Below are 17,616 nucleotides of genomic sequence, written 5' to 3'. Positions count from 1 at the left end.
ACATTATTTAGCCACAGCCCCAATCTGCATTGTCACTAAAGGGGCAAATACGTCTATCGGCTCGTTTAGTCTTATATTGTAAATTTGATAATACGCCATCACTGCTTTGACATATTCACGTGTTTCTCGAAAGGGTATCGTTTCAACCCAAACATCCACCGGTAGCGTTTTATCCTGAGGTATCCACTGTCTTACTCGGCCAAAGCCTGCGTTATAAGCCGCAGTGGCTAAGATTAAATTACCATCATTACGGCGCATCAAATAATTCAAATAATCAGTACCGTAATCAATATTAGTGACAGGATTGTATAGCGTAGCGGCTTGCACCCGTTTTTTGGCAATATAATTTGCAGTATCAGGCATAATTTGCATCAACCCTCTGGCACCCACCGGTGAATTAGCATCCGGCATAAAGGAACTTTCACGCCGAGCAATTGCCATCGCCCAGCCTGAATCCACCTTGGCATGACTGGCAAAACGTTGAATATCTTCCTTGTAAGCCAACGGAAAACGTAATTCGACATCATCCCAATACCCCGCATCTGCCAGAGTAAAAATAGCACGCTCATGCCACTCCAACTGACCTGCCAATTTTGCTGCAGCAAGTTTTTGCGGCTCGCTCGCTGAGCGCTGCAAGAAATTCCACTCTCGACGCGCTTCAGTTAACCGCCCTAACGCTAGCCACTCTTGTGCCCGTATCACGGCTGGATGTTGTTGAATCGACAATAGCTCATCCGTTGAAACCGGTACCGGGTTATGCGCCAAACTGGGAGGCAAACCTAATTTAGCGGCAGCCATAAAACCATAAAAGTGCCGACGTTGTGCGACTTCATGGAAAATATCCTTAGCAGCAGCTTGCTGTCCCTGCTCTTCCAAAGCACGTGCCAGCCAGTAACGCCAATTGATATCGGCGGCTAAATCAGCAGGAAAGTTTTCGATAATCTGTTGTACTTTTGGCCAATTGAGTTCACGTAAAGCATGCCCAACTTGCCATTGTGCTAGTGTACTATCAAGGGTAGCAGCAGGTAATTGCTGCATCCACTCATCCGTTCTATTATCGCCTTTGCTGGCCAGTGCTATGGCGAACTGCCGCTGAACATCTAAACGTTGCGCTTCTGTAAAATAGGGATCGCTGGCAAAACGTTGCCACGTTTTAAGCGCTTGATCGGGCGAGCGCCATACCAAACGTTTCAAACCATATGCCAAAATATCTCGCTCAACGACATGCTTACCGGGAAAGAACCTTGGCTGAGCAATGACTGCCGGATTAGTCCTCGTTTTTTGCCAAAGATCAGCTAAATAGCTCAGCTCTTGCGGCAATAACGTTTTGAGGTAACGAATTAAACTGACATCGCCCCCCTCAGCAGAAAGTTGAATACGCCTAAGGACATTATCTGCCGAAAGCGGCTGAGCCTCTCGCCACTGGCGGAACAGTGAATCGCAACCTTTTGGTTGCGACTGCCCTACTGTCCATAGTGCTTTTACTTCTGGCCAAATTTGGCTGCTATTTTCTGGCTGCAACTTTAAGCGCTGTTCAAGCGCTATGCAGGTTAACTCTGCATCTGAGCTACCAGGAAAATGCCTTAAAAATAATTCGGCTTGCTGCGCTTTCGCCAAACTCATCAACCAAGGACGCCGCAATGGCCAATCCAAAGGCGAACCTTGATAAGTATTCAGAAAAGCCTGTATTTCATTATGTGATGTTAAACGACGCAGTAACACGCGCTGTTCAATATAGGGTGTTAAAGGATATCCCTGTAATTGCTGCAACCAATCTTCAACTTGAGCTGGGGACGCAGAGCTTATCTGAGGCTCAATTTTTAGGAAGAGCTTACGTTGTTGCACTAATTCGTCTTTATCTGCACTGAAAGCTGTGCTGCTTAGCAAGATACAACTCAACAGAAAACTCAGAATTTTCACAAGATCACTCCAAATCACACTCAGCCGGGAGAATCCCGTCTATAGTTTACTACGGCTTACACTTTGTTCGATTTTAGCGGCAAAAATTCAAACACCCGTTTAAATAACTATTGATATTTTCATAAAAGCACGACACACTGAATAAGATACCCTCATCGTACCAGTTGCGAATAACCCAAAAGCAAACGCGACCAAGGAGCATATTTATGATTCACCAGAGTAACAGCATTCAGGTTGAGTATATAGAACCTGGTATTGCCCAGTTTACGTTTAACGCCCAAGGCTCAGTTAATAAATTTGATCAAGAGACTTTAGCTGATTGTAAAGCGGCGCTTGCTAAGCTGCACGCTGATCCGGCTTTAAAGGGCGTACTTTTTGTTAGTGGCAAAGATAATTTTATTGTTGGCGCCGACATTACTGAGTTTTTAACGACTTTTGAACGGCCTGAAGCTGAACTGATTCCTTGGATTAAAACGGCCTCTGATATTTTTGATTACTGTGAAGATCTCCCTGTACCTACCGTGGTCGCCATTAAAGGCTTTGCACTAGGTGGCGGCTGTGAGTGGACGCTGGCTTGTGATTACCGTGTTGCCGATACCACAACGCGCATTGGTTTACCTGAAGTAAAACTCGGTTTAATGCCAGGCTTTGGCGGTACGGTGCGTTTACCACGCATCATTGGTGCGGATAACGCCATGGAATGGATCACCACCGGTAAAGATCGTAGTGCAGAGCAAGCACAAAAAGAAGGCCTGATTGACGCCGTTGTTGCGCCAGAAAAACTGCAAGCTGCAGGCCTAAGCATGCTGCAAGACGCGATTGCCGGTAAATTAAACTGGCAGAAAAAACGTGCGGTAAAATTACAGCCACTAAAACTAAATAAAACTGAAGCCACCATGAGCTTTAGCACGGCTAAAGGTATGGTGTTTGCTACTGCCGGCAAACATTACCCAGCACCGATGGTTGCAGTTCAGACCATTGAAGCAGCGGCAACGCTAGATCGCGCAGGCGCTATTGCCTTAGAAAATGCTGGCTTTGCAAAACTTGCCAAAACTGATGCGGCTACCGCACAAATTGGCTTGTTCTTAAATGATCAGGTGATTAAAGGTAAAGCGAAGAAAGCCGCTAAAACCGCCACTAAAGCAGTAAAAAAAGCTGCTGTACTGGGTGCTGGCATCATGGGCGGCGGCATTGCTTACCAGTCTGCTTTAAAAGGCGTACCAGTAGTGATGAAAGACATCGCCGACAAAGCGCTTGAACTTGGTATGGGCGAAGCCACAAAACTCTTAGCCAAACAAGTTGAGCGGAAGAAGCTCGATGCGGTTGGTATGGCAAAAGTCATTGCCTCTATTACCCCAACGCTCAGTAACGAACAAGTTGCCGGCGTTGATATCGTCGTTGAAGCAGTAGTAGAAAACCCGAAAATCAAAGGCGCCGTGTTAAAAGAAGTAGAAGGCCTAATCGCTGAAGACGCTATTTTAACCTCTAATACCTCAACGATTTCAATAGACCAATTAGCTGCGAACTTAAGCCGGCCACATAACTTCTGTGGTATGCATTTCTTTAATCCAGTGCACCGTATGCCACTGGTAGAGGTCATTCGTGGTAAAGATACCAGTGATGAAACCGTAGCAGCCGTAGTAGCTTACGCCGCGAAAATGGGCAAATCGCCCATCGTAGTTAATGATTGCCCGGGATTCTTTGTAAACCGCGTATTGTTCCCCTACTTTGCTGGCTTTAGCAAATTGGTACTGGATGGTGCCGACTTTGCCCAAGTGGATAAAGTGATGGAAAAGCAATTCGGTTGGCCTATGGGCCCGGCGTATTTGCTGGATGTAGTAGGTTTAGATACCGCTTATCACTGTACTGATGTGATGGCAGCTGGCTTCCCTACGCGGATGGCCAAGCTGGAAAAAGATCCGGTAGCGGCGATGTTTAATGCTAATCGTTATGGTCAGAAAAACGGTTTAGGTTTCTATGCCTACAGCAAAGATGCCAAAGGTAAGCCGAAAAAAGATATCGATGCCGCGAGCTTAGAACTGTTAGCAGGTATTGCTGCCACTAAACAAGACTTTAGCGCCGACGAGATTATTGCCCGAGTAATGGTGCCAATGATTAATGAAACCATTCGTTGTTTGGAAGAAGGCATAGTCGCCAGTGCGGCTGAAGCCGATATGGGCTTGGTATACGGTTTAGGCTTCCCTCCGTTCCGCGGTGGCCCATTGCGTTATGCTGACACCATTGGCCTAGCTAACTTTGTGGCACTGGCAGATAAATACGCGCACTTAGGCGAGATTTATCAGGTAACAGACAACACCCGCGCTATGGCTGCTAATGGCCAGCGTTTCTTCCCGGTTTAAGCGCAGGAGCACAGTATTATGAAAAACGCCGTAATTGTAGATTGTATTCGTACCCCAATGGGCCGTTCAAAGGCCGGTATGTACCGTAATGTGCGCGCCGAGCAGTTATCCGCGCATGTTATGGCTTCGTTAGTTGCGCGTAACCCAGCGCTTAACCCAAGTGATATCGACGATATTATTTGGGGTTGTGTGCAGCAAACCTTAGAACAAGGTTTTAACGTTGCGCGTAATGCAGCATTGTTAGCCGGTATTCCACATTCTGTGCCAGCTGTGACGGTTAACCGTCTCTGTGGTTCATCCATGCAAGCTTTACACGACGCGGTACGCGCCATTCAAACCGGCATGGGCGAGGTGTATTTAATCGGTGGTGTTGAGCACATGGGCCATGTACCAATGAACCATGGTGTAGATTTTCACCCAGGCTTATCTACCTCTGTGGCCAAAGCAGCCGGTATGATGGGCTTAACCGCGGAATTGCTGGGTAAATTACACGGTATTAGCCGCCAGCAACAAGATGAATTTGGTGCCCGTTCACACCGTTTAGCGCAAGAAGCTTCGGTACAAGGCCGCTTTAAAAACGAAATTATTCCTACCGAAGGCCATGATGCTGACGGCGTACTGCGGGTATTCGATTACGATGAAGTGATTCGTCCGGAAACCACCGTAGAAGCATTAAGCCAACTGCGCCCGGTATTTGATCCGGCCAATGGTACTGTTACAGCAGGTACTTCGTCAGCCCTGTCGGATGGCGCCTCTGGTATGCTGGTAATGAGCGAAGAGAAAGCCAAAGCACTTGGCTTACCAATTCGTGCTTATGTTCGCGGTATGGGCGTTGCGGGTTGTGATCCATCTATTATGGGTTATGGCCCAGTTCCGGCCTCGAAAAAAGCATTACAGATGGCCGGTATTACCGTAGCTGATCTGGATTTTGCTGAACTTAACGAAGCCTTTGCTGCACAAGCCTTACCAGTCATGAAAGACTTAGGTTTGCTAGAAGTTGCTGACCAGAAAGTGAACCTGAACGGTGGCGCTATTGCCTTAGGTCACCCACTAGGTTGTTCTGGCTCACGCATTAGCACCACCCTGATTAACGTGATGGAAGATAAAGGCGGTAAATTTGGCTTAGCCACTATGTGTATTGGCTTAGGTCAAGGTATTGCTACCGTATTTGAGCGCCCGTAAGCTGGCGATACCCTCAATAATCACTTAAAATAAGGGCCGTTTTACGGCCCTTATGTTTATCTTTTTTGTCTTTCCCCTTTGCCTTTAACAATGCACAGGGTTTGGTTGCGTTCGTGAACGAGTTCGCCTACGCGCATCTTGAAAGCCATTGGCAATAAAACTCAGTAGTCAGCTAACACCAAGCTTAGCAGTACAGTATCGGAGTAAAGATGGAATCCTTATTTAGCAGTGCCAACCACACCCTTGATGCCTTAGGGCTGCGCTGCCCAGAACCGGTGATGATGGTACGTTTGCAAATTCGCAAAATGCAGGCTGGTGAAACCCTACTGATCATTGCTGATGATCCTGCCACCACCCGCGATATTCCCGCGTTTTGCCGTTTTATGGACCATGAACTGCTGGCTAGCGATACCAGCGCCCTGCCATTTAAGTACTTAGTTAAAAAATCAGCCAGCTAGATCGAGGTTACACTTTATCGCACTGTCATTTTGGATGGTTAGCTAATAAGAGTTTTTTAGTTAATGAATATCCTTATTCACTTCAGAAAATATTTCCTCAGCTATACGTTTATGTTGACCGCAATTTAAAGTTATCATATTGTAAACAGCCTAATACTTAAAAATGTGTTTTGCGCTATGTTCTGGTCTTTTCTTAAAGAAGCTATTCCCTTACAACTTTTGGTAGCCGCTTTAGTCGCTTTCATGTTTTGGCTGCTGGGTTGGCCGGGATTAGCATTAATGGCATTAATGTTCATGCTCGATTTGCTTCTATTTAAAAAAGATTTAAACACAACAGACGAAGTAACTTTTAGTAAAGATATTTTTAATTTAATAAAAAAAGAAGGTGAGCAATTACGGGTAGGTATGGAGGTTGGCCCCATTAAAAATATTAAGCTTATCCAACTATGGCAACAAGATAAGCATGGCTATATAACTATAAAATTTAATACGCAAGACTCTCTGCAGTATAAGTTCCTAAATAACCAATATCATGCTTTATTAGACTGGTGCAAATCCAATTTACCTGAAGTGGAACTGGTCACTTCCCACCACTTTTAAAGACTAAAACCTAACCTTAACCCAAAACTTATCTAATCTAGAGTAATATTAATAATATTCATGTCTGGCCGATTATCTCTATATCATTACCAAAATTCACATGTAAAGGTCGTTTAGGTATATAATTTCTGAAGCTCAAATTTACGGATCGCTATTATGCAACTTTCTGCTGTTGACTTACATATCTTGCTCGTTGAACCCTCTGATGTTCAAAGAAAAATAATCAAAAAAAAACTTGCTGAAGAAAATGTCACGCAAATCATTGAAGCTACCAGCCTACAAGATGCTAAAGCCTTAATTACGCAACAAAAACCGGATGCTATTGCCTGCGCCTTACATTTTAGTGATGGCACCGGAGAGCAATTATTGCAGTATCTAAAAGCCAACAGAGAGACGGCTGAAATTCCTTTTATGTTGGTTTCAAGCGAGAGTCGGAAAAGCCATTTAGAAGCCTTCAAGCAATCAGGGGTTGTCGCTATCTTACCTAAACCCTTTGATGCCATGCAGCTTGGCCGTGCCTTAAACGCCGCAGTTGATTTGCTTAGTCCAGCCGAATTAGAGTTAACGCTATTTGATGTACAAGATGTACGTGTGCTTATTGTCGATGATAGCCGCTTAGCCAGAAACCATATTAAACGTGTATTGATGAATCTGGGCATGCAGCACCTGACTGAAGCAGAAGACGGTAAACAAGCTATCGCGATTCTACAGCAGCAAATGTTTGATTTGGTGGTAACAGACTATAATATGCCCGAAGTAAATGGTCAGGAACTGACTGAATTTATTCGCGAACATAGTACGCTATCGCATATTCCTGTACTCATGGTTACCAGTGAAGCCAATGATACTCACCTCTCAAATATTGCGCAAAGTGGTGTTAATGCGTTATGCGATAAGCCTTTCGAGCCACAAGCCGTTAAACAGTTACTCTATAAACTGTTAGATCACTAGGTTTTATTACTTAGAGGGGTAGCTTAGCTTTAAGCTACCCCCTTCAACTCAATTAAGAATCAGGCTAGCAATGCAAAAAAAAGCTTACGGCTTACACCCCCGAAATCCGCATCATGGCCGTTACAACCTACCCTTACTCTGTCAACATTATCCTGCGTTAAGCCACTACATCGTGCTTACTCCGGGTAATCAACAAAGTATCGACTTTAGCCAAGCTACCGCGGTGCAAGCCTTAAATGCTGCCTTGCTTGCTAGCTATTATCAAATAAAATTTTGGCAGCTACCTGACGGCTATCTTTGCCCTCCCATTCCGGGGCGGGCGGACTATTTGCACTATGCCGCCGATCTACTAACAGAGTTACATAACAGTGCTGATCAGGTCCCTCAGGGGAAACAGATTAGGATGTTAGATATTGGCTGTGGCGCAAATTGTATCTATCCCATTTTGGCCACTCGCAGCTTTGGTTGGCAGGTGGTCGGTAGCGAGGTAGATTCGCAAGCACTGGCTATTGCTCAAACCATTGTTAACGCTAATCCAGCTTTAAAAGGGCTGGTCAAACTGCGTCAACAACAGGATGCTAAACAGATTTTTAACGGCATTATTTTAGCTGATGATTACTTCGACCTGATCGTTTGTAATCCACCTTTTTATGGGTCGGCAGCAGAAGCACAAGCCGTAAATCAGCAAAAATGGCATAAGCTAGGTAAGGCTAACCAAGGGCGTAACTTTGCCGGCAGCAATAGTGAGCTTTGGTGCGACGGTGGCGAGCTGGCCTTTATTAGTAACATGATTGTGGAAAGCCAGACCTATGCCAAGCAAGTGGGCTGGTTTAGCAGCTTAGTCTCCCAGCAGAAGCATCATAAGCAACTTGTTGCCTTGTTAAAGCAACAAGCTAAACATTACGGCAAAATTGACATTAGGCAAATCAACATGCAGCAAGGCCAGAAAAGCAGCTTAATGCTTGCTTGGCGCTTCTGTTAATCCAAAATAAAAAGCCAGCACGCGGCTGGCTTTATCGAGTGCTCATGCACTTACTGCAACACGGAAATATCCGCTACTTGTAAGAACAAATCACGCAACTGCTTCAGCAAAGCAAGACGGTTAGCCCGCACAGCCAGATCATCAGCATTTACCATTACCTGATCAAAGAAGCTGTCGATCACCTCACGTAACGCTGCAAGGTGCGCTAACGCTTCGCTATAGTCTGCTACGTTAGCCTGATATGCCTGCTCTGTCGTAATGGCTGTGTAAAGCGCTTTTTCAGCGGCATCTTGCAGCAAAGTAGCGTTTACCGTACTCGCAATCTCTCCTTCAACTTTTGCCAGGATATTGGCTACCCGCTTATTGGCTGCAGCCAATGCCGTGGCAGCTTCTAGCTTGCCGAACGCCGCTACGGCTTTTACTCTGCGATCAAAATCAGCTGGGTTAGTTGGACGACGCGCCAATACGGCTTGAATAACATCGACACTGTAACCCTCATCCTGATACCAAGCGCGGAAGCGACCTAACATAAAGTCGAGCACTTCATCAGCGACCTTAGTATTACTGAGCTTGTCAGCAAAGGTTTGCTGGCTAAAAGCAATCAGTTCCACTAAATCGAGTGGCAACTGCTTTTCAACCATAATGCGTAAAGCACCAATAGCAGCACGGCGCAGCGCGAAAGGATCTTTATCACCTTTTGGAATCTGACCAATACCAAAAATGCCAACTAGCGAATCCAGTTTATCGGCAATTGCTACCGCTGCGCCTTCTAAACGACTGGGTAACTCGTCGCCAGCAAAGCGTGGCATATATTGCTCGTTTAACGCCAAGGCCACGGCTTCAGCTTCGCCATCTAAGCGTGCGTAATGCATGCCCATAATGCCCTGCACTTCTGGGAACTCACCCACCATATTGGTCATTAAATCCGTTTTCGACAGCAAGCCCGCACGAGCAGCCGCCTGTTCATCGGCACCAATTTTACTGGCGATAAAGCCGGCGACCTGACTAATCCGTTCAGACTTTTCTGCCAAGGTACCCAGCTGCTGTTGGAACAATACGGTTTTTAGGCTATCTAACCGCTCAACCAGTTTCACCTTGCGATCGGTGTTAAAAAAGAACTGCGCATCCGATAAACGCGGCCGCACCACTTTTTCATTTCCTGAGATAATTTGCTGCGGATCTTTACTGCTAATATTCGCCACAAAGATAAACTTATTCATCAGCTTGCCAGCACTATCTAACAGCGGGAAATACTTTTGATTATCTTTCATGGTTGAAATAAGCGGTTCAGCAGGTACTTGCAGGAAGCTTTCTTCAAAGCTACCAACTAACACCGCAGGCCACTCGACTAACGAAGTGACTTCTTCTAACAGTGCATCGTCTGGCTTAACCTGTGCCCCTAAACTTGCTGCAGTAGCCGCAACCTGTTCGGCAATATAGGCCTTACGCTTAGCATAATCTGCAATAACAAAGGCCTGCTCTAAAGTTGGCAAATAAGCATCGGCATTTTTGATGCTCACCAAAGCAGGTGCATGGAAACGATGGCCATAAGTCTGATTACCACTGGTACGGCCCAAGATGGTTGCAGGTACCACGCTTTCACCATAGAGCATAATAATGGTATGCACTGGCCGGATAAATTCCGCATCGGAGTTACCCCAGCGCATTGGCTTAGCAATAGGCAGCTTGCTTAGTGCTTGGCTAACAATTTCAGGCAACAAAGCAACGGTAGCTTGACCTTGTTGTTGTTGACGACACAATAACCAGGCACCTTTATCAGTTTCTAAGCGCTCAGCTTGGTCAACGGTGATGCCACAACCTGCTGCCCAACCTTGTGCGGCTTTGGTTGGCTGACCTGCCGCATCAAAAGCGGCACTGATAGCTGGGCCACGCTTTTCGACGACTTTGTCGGCTTGAGCTGCGGCAAGCTGATTGATCCGAACAGCTAAGCGACGTGGCGCGGCAAACCAGCTTACCGTAGCATGGTTTAACTCGTGTTTTGCTAGCTCTGCGGCTAAATTAACAGCCAGCGCTGTTGCCAGGGTTTTTAATGCTTTTGGTGGTAACTCTTCGGTACCGATTTCTACCAGAAAATCCTGTGCACTCATTAGTTAGCCTCCGACTGCGCTGGCTTAATTTTACAAAGAGGGAAACCCAGTTTTTCGCGGGCATCATAGTAAGCCTGAGCACAGGCTTTGGCTAAGGTGCGAACACGCAGAATATAGCGCTGGCGCTCAGTAACGGAAATGGCATGGCGGGCATCTAACAGGTTAAACGCATGCGAGGCTTTCATCACTTTTTCGTACGCGGGTAAGGCTAAGCCTTGCTCAATCAGATACTGGCTTTCTTTTTCGCACTGATCAAAGTAGGTAAAGAGTGCTGCTACATCGGCGTGTTCAAAGTTATAGGTAGACTGCTCTACTTCATTTTGATGAAACACGTCGCCGTAGGTGACACGGCCTAAAGGCCCATCGGTCCAAACCAGATCATAAATAGAGTCGACACCCTGAATATACATGGCCAGACGCTCTAATCCATAGGTGATTTCACCGGTAACTGGACGGCACTCTAAGCCACCGACTTGCTGGAAGTAAGTGAACTGCGTCACTTCCATACCGTTTAACCACACTTCCCAACCCAAACCCCAGGCACCCAGTGTTGGCGATTCCCAGTTATCCTCGACAAAGCGAATATCGTGTACCAAGGTATCCAAGCCTAACTCTTCTAATGAGCCCAGATAGAGTTGCTGAATATTGTCTGGCGATGGCTTTAAGATGACCTGGAATTGATAGTAATGCTGAAGGCGGTTAGGGTTTTCACCGTAGCGACCATCCGTTGGACGACGGCAAGGCTGTACGTAAGCCACATTTGTTGGCTCTGGGCCTAACGAGCGTAAGAACGTCATAGGGTGGAAAGTACCGGCGCCCACTTCTAAGTCTAGCGGCTGCACAATAACGCAGCCTTGACGTGCCCAGTAATCTTGCAAGGCTAAGATAAGGCCCTGAAAGGTTTTGATATCGTATTTATGCATGCGCTACTAACTCACTAAAATAACTGAGGGGCTTAAAAGCCCCTACTTTGTTTAACTTTGCTTATACGTCTAAGTTAGCAACGTATAAGGCATTCTCTTCAATAAAGGCTCGCCGTGGCTCAACATGATCACCCATTAGCGTGGCGAACAGTAAGTCAGCACCGATAGCATCCTCAATAGTTACCTGCAACATCCGGCGATTTTGCGGATCCATGGTCGTTTCCCACAGCTGATCCGGGTTCATTTCACCTAGCCCTTTATAGCGCTGGATGTACAAGCCACGTTTGGACTCTGCCATTAGCCATTCCAGTGCTTCGCGGAAACTCGTGACAGGCTTAACCTTTTCACCACGACGGATGTAACCACCTTCATCAATCAAATCACGAATTTCATCACCCAAAGAGGTTAAACTTAGGTAATCACGTGACGTGATAAAATCATGGTGCAATAAGTATTCGTTATCAATACCGTGCTGGCGAATGATCACTTTAGGCTGAAACAGTTGGCGCTCACGATCTTCTACTACATCGTATTTGTAGATTGAGCCATCGCCTTCTTTTTCATCCAAACGCTTAGCTAGGGTTTTTACCCACTCAGCCACAGCAGCTTGATCTTTCATGGTTTCTGCCGTTAAGCCAGCAATATAGATTAGTTCAGTTAACAGATTCTGCGGGATCTTACGGCTGAGGCGTTCAATGACCGAAGTAACTTTATGGTACTGACGTACCAGTTTCTCTAAGGATTCACCGCCGATACCTGGCGCACTGTCGTTGACATGCAAGAAAGCATCATCTAACGCGAGTGTAGTTAGGTATTCAACTAAAGATGCCTCATCTTTAATATATTGCTCCTGCTTACCTTTTTTAACTTTAAACAGCGGTGGCTGCGCAATATAGATATAGCCACGCTCAATTAACTCTGGCATTTGCCGATAGAAAAAGGTCAAAAGCAAAGTACGAATATGCGAACCGTCGACGTCAGCATCCGTCATTAGGACTATGCTGTGGTAGCGGGTTTTATCGGGGTTATATTCTTCACGGCCTATACCACAGCCTAACGCAGTAATGAGCGTACCGACTTCTTGTGATGATAACATCTTGTCGAAGCGGGCTTTTTCTACGTTTAGAATTTTACCTTTTAATGGCAATATTGCTTGGTTTTTGCGGTTACGGCCCTGTTTAGCTGAACCACCCGCAGAGTCACCCTCTACAATATACAGTTCTGATAAGGCAGGATCTTTTTCTTGGCAATCGGCTAACTTTCCTGGTAAACCAGCAATATCCAAAGCACCTTTGCGTCTCGTCATCTCACGGGCTTTACGTGCTGCTTCACGGGCACGCGCCGCATCAACAATTTTACCCACGATGATTTTGGCATCCGCTGGGCTTTCCAGCAGATATTCGTTTAGACGCTCGTGCATCACACTTTCTACCGCAGCTTTAACTTCGCTTGATACCAGTTTGTCTTTGGTCTGCGAGCTAAATTTCGGATCAGGCACTTTAACGCTGATTACCGCAGTCAAACCTTCACGGGCATCGTCACCGGTAGCCGATACCTTCATTTTTTTTGCATAACCTTCTTGCTCAATATACGTATTAAGCACACGAGTTAAGGCTGAACGGAATCCGGCTAAGTGAGTACCGCCATCACGCTGTGGAATATTGTTGGTGAAGCAGAATACATTCTCTTGATATGAATCGTTCCATTGCATCGCCACTTCAACTGAAATGCCATCTTCGCGCTGATCGCTAAAATAGAAGGCCTTCGGATGAATGCTAGTTTTGCTGCGATTTAAGTATTGAACAAAGGCTTCGATACCGCCATCGTATTTAAAATGATCGGTTTTATCGGTGCGTTCATCGTTTAAGATAATACTCACACCGGAGTTTAGGAAAGAAAGCTCGCGCAAACGTTTAGCTAAAATATCGTAGTGGTAATTGATATCAGAGAAGATGGTTGGGCTAGGCCAAAAACGGATAGCGGTACCAGTACCTTCTGTTTCACCAATAATGGCTAATGGCGCTTGCGGCACACCTAAATGATAAATTTGGCTATGCACTTTACCTTTACGACGAATAGTTAGTTCGAGTTTATCTGATAACGCATTTACTACCGATACACCTACACCGTGTAAACCGCCTGAAACTTTATAAGAGTTATCATCAAATTTACCCCCAGCGTGTAGTACCGTCATAATTACTTCAGCGGCTGATACCCCTTCTTCGTGCATATCGGTAGGCACACCACGGCCATTGTCACGAACAGAAACTGAACCATCGCTATGGATAGTTACCCAGATATCAGTACAGTAACCGGCTAAGGTTTCATCGATGGAGTTATCGACCACCTCGAATACCATATGGTGCAAGCCGGTACCATCATCGGTATCACCGATATACATGCCTGGTCTTTTGCGTACTGCATCTAGACCTTTTAATACTTTAATACTTGAGGAATCGTAATTATGCTCTTCGGCCATCTTTATCTGTCCGTGCTTGTTATCTGACCGTGTTCCACGTGAAACATTTGCCGGCTTGCCGCCGGTATATAAGGTGAAACCTGATCAGCATTAATGGCAGTTATAAAAACCTGCGAATTAATATTAGTTAAATAATTAAAAACCGTTTGGGTAGAACCCGCATCTAACTCAGATGCTAAATCATCAATAAGCAGCAGTGGTAGCTTTTTACCACTACAACCGATAACATTATTTTGTGCAACTTTAAGCGCAAATAATAACACTTTTAGCTGCCCACGGGATAATACTTCTTCAACAGTTAAACCTAGTTTGCGTAATTTCAGATCGGCCTTTTGTGGACCGTACAAGGTAAAACCTTGCCGTAAGTCTTGTTGAAAATTTTGTTCAAGAAAAACCAATAGTTCTTCAGGCTGCTGCACTTTATCAGGCCAGCCGGCTTGCAGTTGAATACTAATGTCAGCAAGTAAATTATTATCTGAGGTCAGTTCACTATACGCGGTATTTAGTTGCTCAACATAAGCTTGTCTTAAAGATTGCAGTTGCCAAGCCAGCGCAACGAATTGCTGATCCCAAAATTCAAATTGTTGATCATAACGCCTGCTTTGCTTTAACAATGCATTACGTTGCTTTAGTACCCGACTAAACTGCTGCCAAATAGGATAAAAACGTTGTTCCACGTGGAACACACCCATATCAAAAAATTGCCGTCGTTCTTTTGGACCACCAAAAAATAAACGAAAACTATCGGGTGTCATTAACTGTACAGGTAATAAAGCCGCAAAATCTGCTAACTTGCAATTACTCGAGGCATTTAAGCGCAATAATAACTCAGCTTGGCTATCTCGTTGTAAACCTATACTATAAGTTTGATCGGCATGCTTAAGTTTGGCGTGAAGCACAAAACTTTCATGCTCATATTGAATTAGCCGCTGATGTTTATTAGTGCGAAACGAGCGCCCATGGGCTAAATAATATATTGCTTCCAATAAGCTGGTTTTGCCACTGCCGTTTTCACCAACAATTAAATTAAAAGCGGCATTAGCCTGAAATTGCAGTTCCGAGAAATTACGAAACTGCTTTAACTGCAGTGAGACAAGCGACATGTTAACAACAGCTTAGATTAAGCACTATAAACGCATAGGCATTACAACGTAAGCCGCACCTTGATTACCTACACCTTCTAGTAGCGCACTTGAGTTACTATCGTTTAAATGTAAGATAACCAAATCCGTATTTAGCGTGTTTAACACATCTAATAAGTAACCGACATTAAAGCCAATCTCGAGGTTATCACCTTGATACTCTACTTCGATAACTTCTTCAGCTTGCTCATGCTCAGGATTGTTTGCCACAATTTGCAATTCAGCAGAGCTCAACGTGAAACGTACCCCACGGTATTTTTCATTTGATAAAATAGATGCACGGGTACAAGCATCTTTTAATACCGAACGGTGTGCTGTTACTAACTTTGTGCTATTACGAGGCAAAACTCTGCGATAATCTGGAAAACGACCATCAATTAATTTACTACTAAAACTGAAGCTACTGTCAATCAAACGAATATGATTTTGACCTAAACTCAAGGTAACTAATTGCTCATCATTTGCCAACAATCGCATTATCTCTAAAACCCCTTTACGCGGGATTATAATTTGCTTTTGCTGTCCAGCAACGGCGGGTAAAGGTAAAGTACTCATAGCAAGACGATGGCCATCCGTTGCAACAGCAGTTAAGGTGCCATTATCTACTTCAAATAACAAGCCGTTTAAATAGTAGCGCACATCCTGGTTAGCCATAGAGAAAGCGGTATCATCTAATAGCTTACGCAATTGCTGGCGGCTCAAAGTAAGTTCGACCTCGCCTTGCCAGCTTTCTAAATTAGGGTACTCTGCCGCATTAAGCGTTGATAATGTAAATTTGGTTTTACCACAAGAAAGTACACAACTCTCTCCTTGCAGCTGCACCGCTATATCACTGCTCTCTGGTAAGCTGCGACAAATATCCAACAGCTTTTTTGCAGGAACCGTTATACGTCCTGGGGTATGTATCACCAATTGTGCCGTACTTGCGACTAACTCTACCTCAAGATCAGTTCCTGTCAGCGATAAAGTATGTTCACTCACATCAAGTAAGACATTGGATAAAATTGGCAAATTATGCCGCCTTTCGATAGCTCCAGAGACCATTTGTAATGGTTTAAGTAAGGCGTCACGGTTAATCACAAATTGCATAACAAAACCCTGTTAAGACGACAAAGTACGAATAAGATTTTGGAAATCTTCTTTGATTTCATGAGTTTCTTCTTTTAGGGACTCAATCTTTCTACAAGCGTGCAGCACAGTTGTGTGATCGCGACCACCAAAAGCATCGCCAATTTCTGGCAAACTATGATTGGTTAACTCTTTTGCCAGGGCCATGGCCATTTGCCTAGGTCGGGCGACTGAACGAGAACGTCGTTTTGATAAAAGATCGGCAACCCGGATCTTGTAATACTCCGCTACCGTTTTTTGAATATTTTCAATAGTGACTAACTTATCTTGTAACGCGAGTAAATCGCGTAAGGCTTCTCTTACAAAATCAATTGTAATGGGACGACCGGTAAAGTTAGCATTGGCAATCACTCGGTTTAACGCCCCCTCTAACTCTCGCACATTAGAACGAAGACGTTTAGCCACAAAAAATGCGACTTCTTCCGGTAAGCGGATCTGGTTCTCTTGTGCCTTACGCATCAGGATCGCTACTCGAGTTTCCAACTCTGGCGGTTCGATCGCAATAGTTAAACCCCAACCAAAACGCGATTTTAGACGATCTTCCACGCCATCAATTTCTTTTGGATAACGATCGCTGGTTAAGATGATCTGTTGGTTACCTTCAAGCAAGGCATTAAAAGTATGAAAAAACTCTTCCTGCGAGCGCTCTTTGTTGGCAAAAAACTGGATATCGTCAATTAACAAAGCATCCACGGAACGGTAATAGCGCTTAAACTCTTCTATCGCATTGTTTTGTAAAGCTTTTACCATATCTTGCACAAAGCGTTCAGAGTGCATATAAATAACTTTTGCATCTGGCTTTTTAGCAAGAATACCATTACCAACCGCATGTAACAGGTGGGTTTTACCCAAACCTGTACCACCATAAATAAACAGAGGGTTATAAGCGGTACCTGGATTATCGGCAACCTGTGATGCCGCAGCACGTGCTAACTGGTTAGATTTACCTTCAACAAAATTAGTAAAGGTATAATTCGCTCTTACGTTTGAGCGTACTATGCTTTTCGGAGCAGGCTCTGGTACTTCTTGGGCTAACGCTGCTACTTGAGTCGGTTTCGGATTTAGCTGGAAACTAGCTGAACTAGCTATCGATTGTTGACTAGTACCCACATCAAAGCGTAAGCGAGGCGCATTGTCGCCACAATATTCTCGGATCAGCTCAAGGATCCGATTTAAATATTTTTCACGCACCCAATCCAGCACAAAACGATTTGGCGCATAGAGCGTCAAAGCATCGGCTGAGCTATCGGCCTGTAGTGGCCGGATCCACATACTAAAATGTTGAGCGGGAAGTTCAGCCTGCAAAGCTTGCAGACAATTTTGCCAAACGGACTGGTACACCTAATCTCCTGAAGCCTGAGTTATTGGTTAAATTTAAGGCTG

General features: G+C 44.9%; 13 protein-coding genes. 6 read left to right on the top strand and 7 right to left on the bottom strand.

Annotated features, from left to right (window positions below; translation table 11 throughout):
* Window positions 1-3: 3 nt before the first annotated feature.
* A complete protein-coding gene (locus tag ACO1PK_RS07130) occupies window positions 4-1,920 on the bottom strand; it encodes a transglycosylase SLT domain-containing protein (protein ID WP_423187980.1) in 1,917 nt (638 codons plus the stop codon).
* Window positions 1,921-2,126: 206 nt separating this feature from the next.
* Between ACO1PK_RS07130 and fadB the strand changes: the two genes are divergently transcribed.
* The 6 genes from fadB (at window position 2,127) to rlmF (ending at window position 8,453) form a co-directional block, all read left to right on the top strand.
* Window positions 2,127-4,280, top strand: coding sequence for a fatty acid oxidation complex subunit alpha FadB (gene fadB, locus ACO1PK_RS07125; protein ID WP_423187979.1), 2,154 nt, complete (start codon window positions 2,127-2,129; stop codon window positions 4,278-4,280).
* A gap of 18 nt (window positions 4,281-4,298) precedes the next feature.
* Window positions 4,299-5,462, top strand: coding sequence for an acetyl-CoA C-acyltransferase FadA (fadA, locus tag ACO1PK_RS07120; protein ID WP_189483297.1), 1,164 nt, complete (start codon window positions 4,299-4,301; stop codon window positions 5,460-5,462).
* Between the two features lie 209 nt (window positions 5,463-5,671).
* Window positions 5,672-5,920, top strand: a complete 249-nt coding sequence (gene tusA / locus ACO1PK_RS07115; RefSeq protein ID WP_423187978.1) for a sulfurtransferase TusA — start codon at window positions 5,672-5,674, stop codon at window positions 5,918-5,920.
* Window positions 5,921-6,097: 177 nt separating this feature from the next.
* A complete protein-coding gene (locus ACO1PK_RS07110; protein ID WP_423187977.1) occupies window positions 6,098-6,520 on the top strand; it encodes a hypothetical protein in 423 nt (140 codons plus the stop codon).
* Between the two features lie 153 nt (window positions 6,521-6,673).
* Window positions 6,674-7,471, top strand: coding sequence for a response regulator (locus tag ACO1PK_RS07105; protein ID WP_423188176.1), 798 nt, complete (start codon window positions 6,674-6,676; stop codon window positions 7,469-7,471).
* A gap of 70 nt (window positions 7,472-7,541) precedes the next feature.
* Window positions 7,542-8,453 carry a 23S rRNA (adenine(1618)-N(6))-methyltransferase RlmF gene (gene rlmF / locus ACO1PK_RS07100; protein ID WP_423187976.1) on the top strand — a complete coding sequence of 304 codons (912 nt, stop codon included), beginning with the start codon at window positions 7,542-7,544 and terminating at the stop codon, window positions 8,451-8,453.
* A 50-nt stretch (window positions 8,454-8,503) separates the two neighbouring features.
* Here the strand turns inward: rlmF and glyS are convergent, their stop codons facing one another.
* The 6 genes from glyS to dnaA form a co-directional block, all read right to left on the bottom strand.
* The gene (glyS, locus tag ACO1PK_RS07095) at window positions 8,504-10,561 is read right to left on the bottom strand and encodes a glycine--tRNA ligase subunit beta (protein WP_423187975.1); all 2,058 of its coding nucleotides are present in this window, start codon (window positions 10,559-10,561) and stop codon (window positions 8,504-8,506) included.
* Window positions 10,561-11,484 (bottom strand): glycine--tRNA ligase subunit alpha, encoded by a 924-nt coding sequence (glyQ, locus tag ACO1PK_RS07090; RefSeq protein ID WP_423187974.1) that lies wholly within the window; start codon window positions 11,482-11,484, stop codon window positions 10,561-10,563. Before glyQ ends, glyS begins: the two co-directional genes overlap by 1 nt.
* A gap of 61 nt (window positions 11,485-11,545) precedes the next feature.
* Complete coding sequence (gene gyrB / locus ACO1PK_RS07085) at window positions 11,546-13,963, bottom strand: DNA topoisomerase (ATP-hydrolyzing) subunit B (protein ID WP_423187973.1); 2,418 nt, start codon at window positions 13,961-13,963, stop codon at window positions 11,546-11,548.
* A 2-nt stretch (window positions 13,964-13,965) separates the two neighbouring features.
* Window positions 13,966-15,066 carry a DNA replication/repair protein RecF gene (gene recF / locus ACO1PK_RS07080; protein ID WP_423187972.1) on the bottom strand — a complete coding sequence of 367 codons (1,101 nt, stop codon included), beginning with the start codon at window positions 15,064-15,066 and terminating at the stop codon, window positions 13,966-13,968.
* A 24-nt stretch (window positions 15,067-15,090) separates the two neighbouring features.
* Window positions 15,091-16,194 carry a DNA polymerase III subunit beta gene (gene dnaN, locus ACO1PK_RS07075; protein ID WP_423187971.1) on the bottom strand — a complete coding sequence of 368 codons (1,104 nt, stop codon included), beginning with the start codon at window positions 16,192-16,194 and terminating at the stop codon, window positions 15,091-15,093.
* Window positions 16,195-16,206: 12 nt separating this feature from the next.
* Window positions 16,207-17,574 (bottom strand): chromosomal replication initiator protein DnaA, encoded by a 1,368-nt coding sequence (gene dnaA, locus ACO1PK_RS07070; RefSeq protein WP_423187970.1) that lies wholly within the window; start codon window positions 17,572-17,574, stop codon window positions 16,207-16,209.
* Window positions 17,575-17,616 lie beyond the last annotated feature (42 nt).

The organism is Alishewanella sp. d11, assembly GCF_049390205.1.
Classification (GTDB): Bacteria; Pseudomonadota; Gammaproteobacteria; order Enterobacterales; family Alteromonadaceae; genus Alishewanella.
Note: the sequence above shows the minus strand (reverse complement) of the source record. Positions and strands in the feature narration are given on the sequence as shown.

Bases quoted from the DNA above. Each gene is read 5' to 3' on its own strand.
- glyS (WP_423187975.1), bottom strand. From the start codon at position 10,561: ATGAGTGCACAGGATTTTCTGGTAGAAATCGGTACCGAAGAGTTACCA.
- ACO1PK_RS07110 (WP_423187977.1), top strand. From the start codon at position 6,098: ATGTTCTGGTCTTTTCTTAAAGAAGCTATTCCCTTACAACTTTTGGTA.
- dnaN (WP_423187971.1), bottom strand. From the start codon at position 16,194: ATGCAATTTGTGATTAACCGTGACGCCTTACTTAAACCATTACAAATG.
- glyQ (WP_423187974.1), bottom strand. From the start codon at position 11,484: ATGCATAAATACGATATCAAAACCTTTCAGGGCCTTATCTTAGCCTTG.
- rlmF (WP_423187976.1), top strand. From the start codon at position 7,542: ATGCAAAAAAAAGCTTACGGCTTACACCCCCGAAATCCGCATCATGGC.
- gyrB (WP_423187973.1), bottom strand. From the start codon at position 13,963: ATGGCCGAAGAGCATAATTACGATTCCTCAAGTATTAAAGTATTAAAA.
- tusA (WP_423187978.1), top strand. From the start codon at position 5,672: ATGGAATCCTTATTTAGCAGTGCCAACCACACCCTTGATGCCTTAGGG.
- recF (WP_423187972.1), bottom strand. From the start codon at position 15,066: ATGTCGCTTGTCTCACTGCAGTTAAAGCAGTTTCGTAATTTCTCGGAA.
- fadB (WP_423187979.1), top strand. From the start codon at position 2,127: ATGATTCACCAGAGTAACAGCATTCAGGTTGAGTATATAGAACCTGGT.
- fadA (WP_189483297.1), top strand. From the start codon at position 4,299: ATGAAAAACGCCGTAATTGTAGATTGTATTCGTACCCCAATGGGCCGT.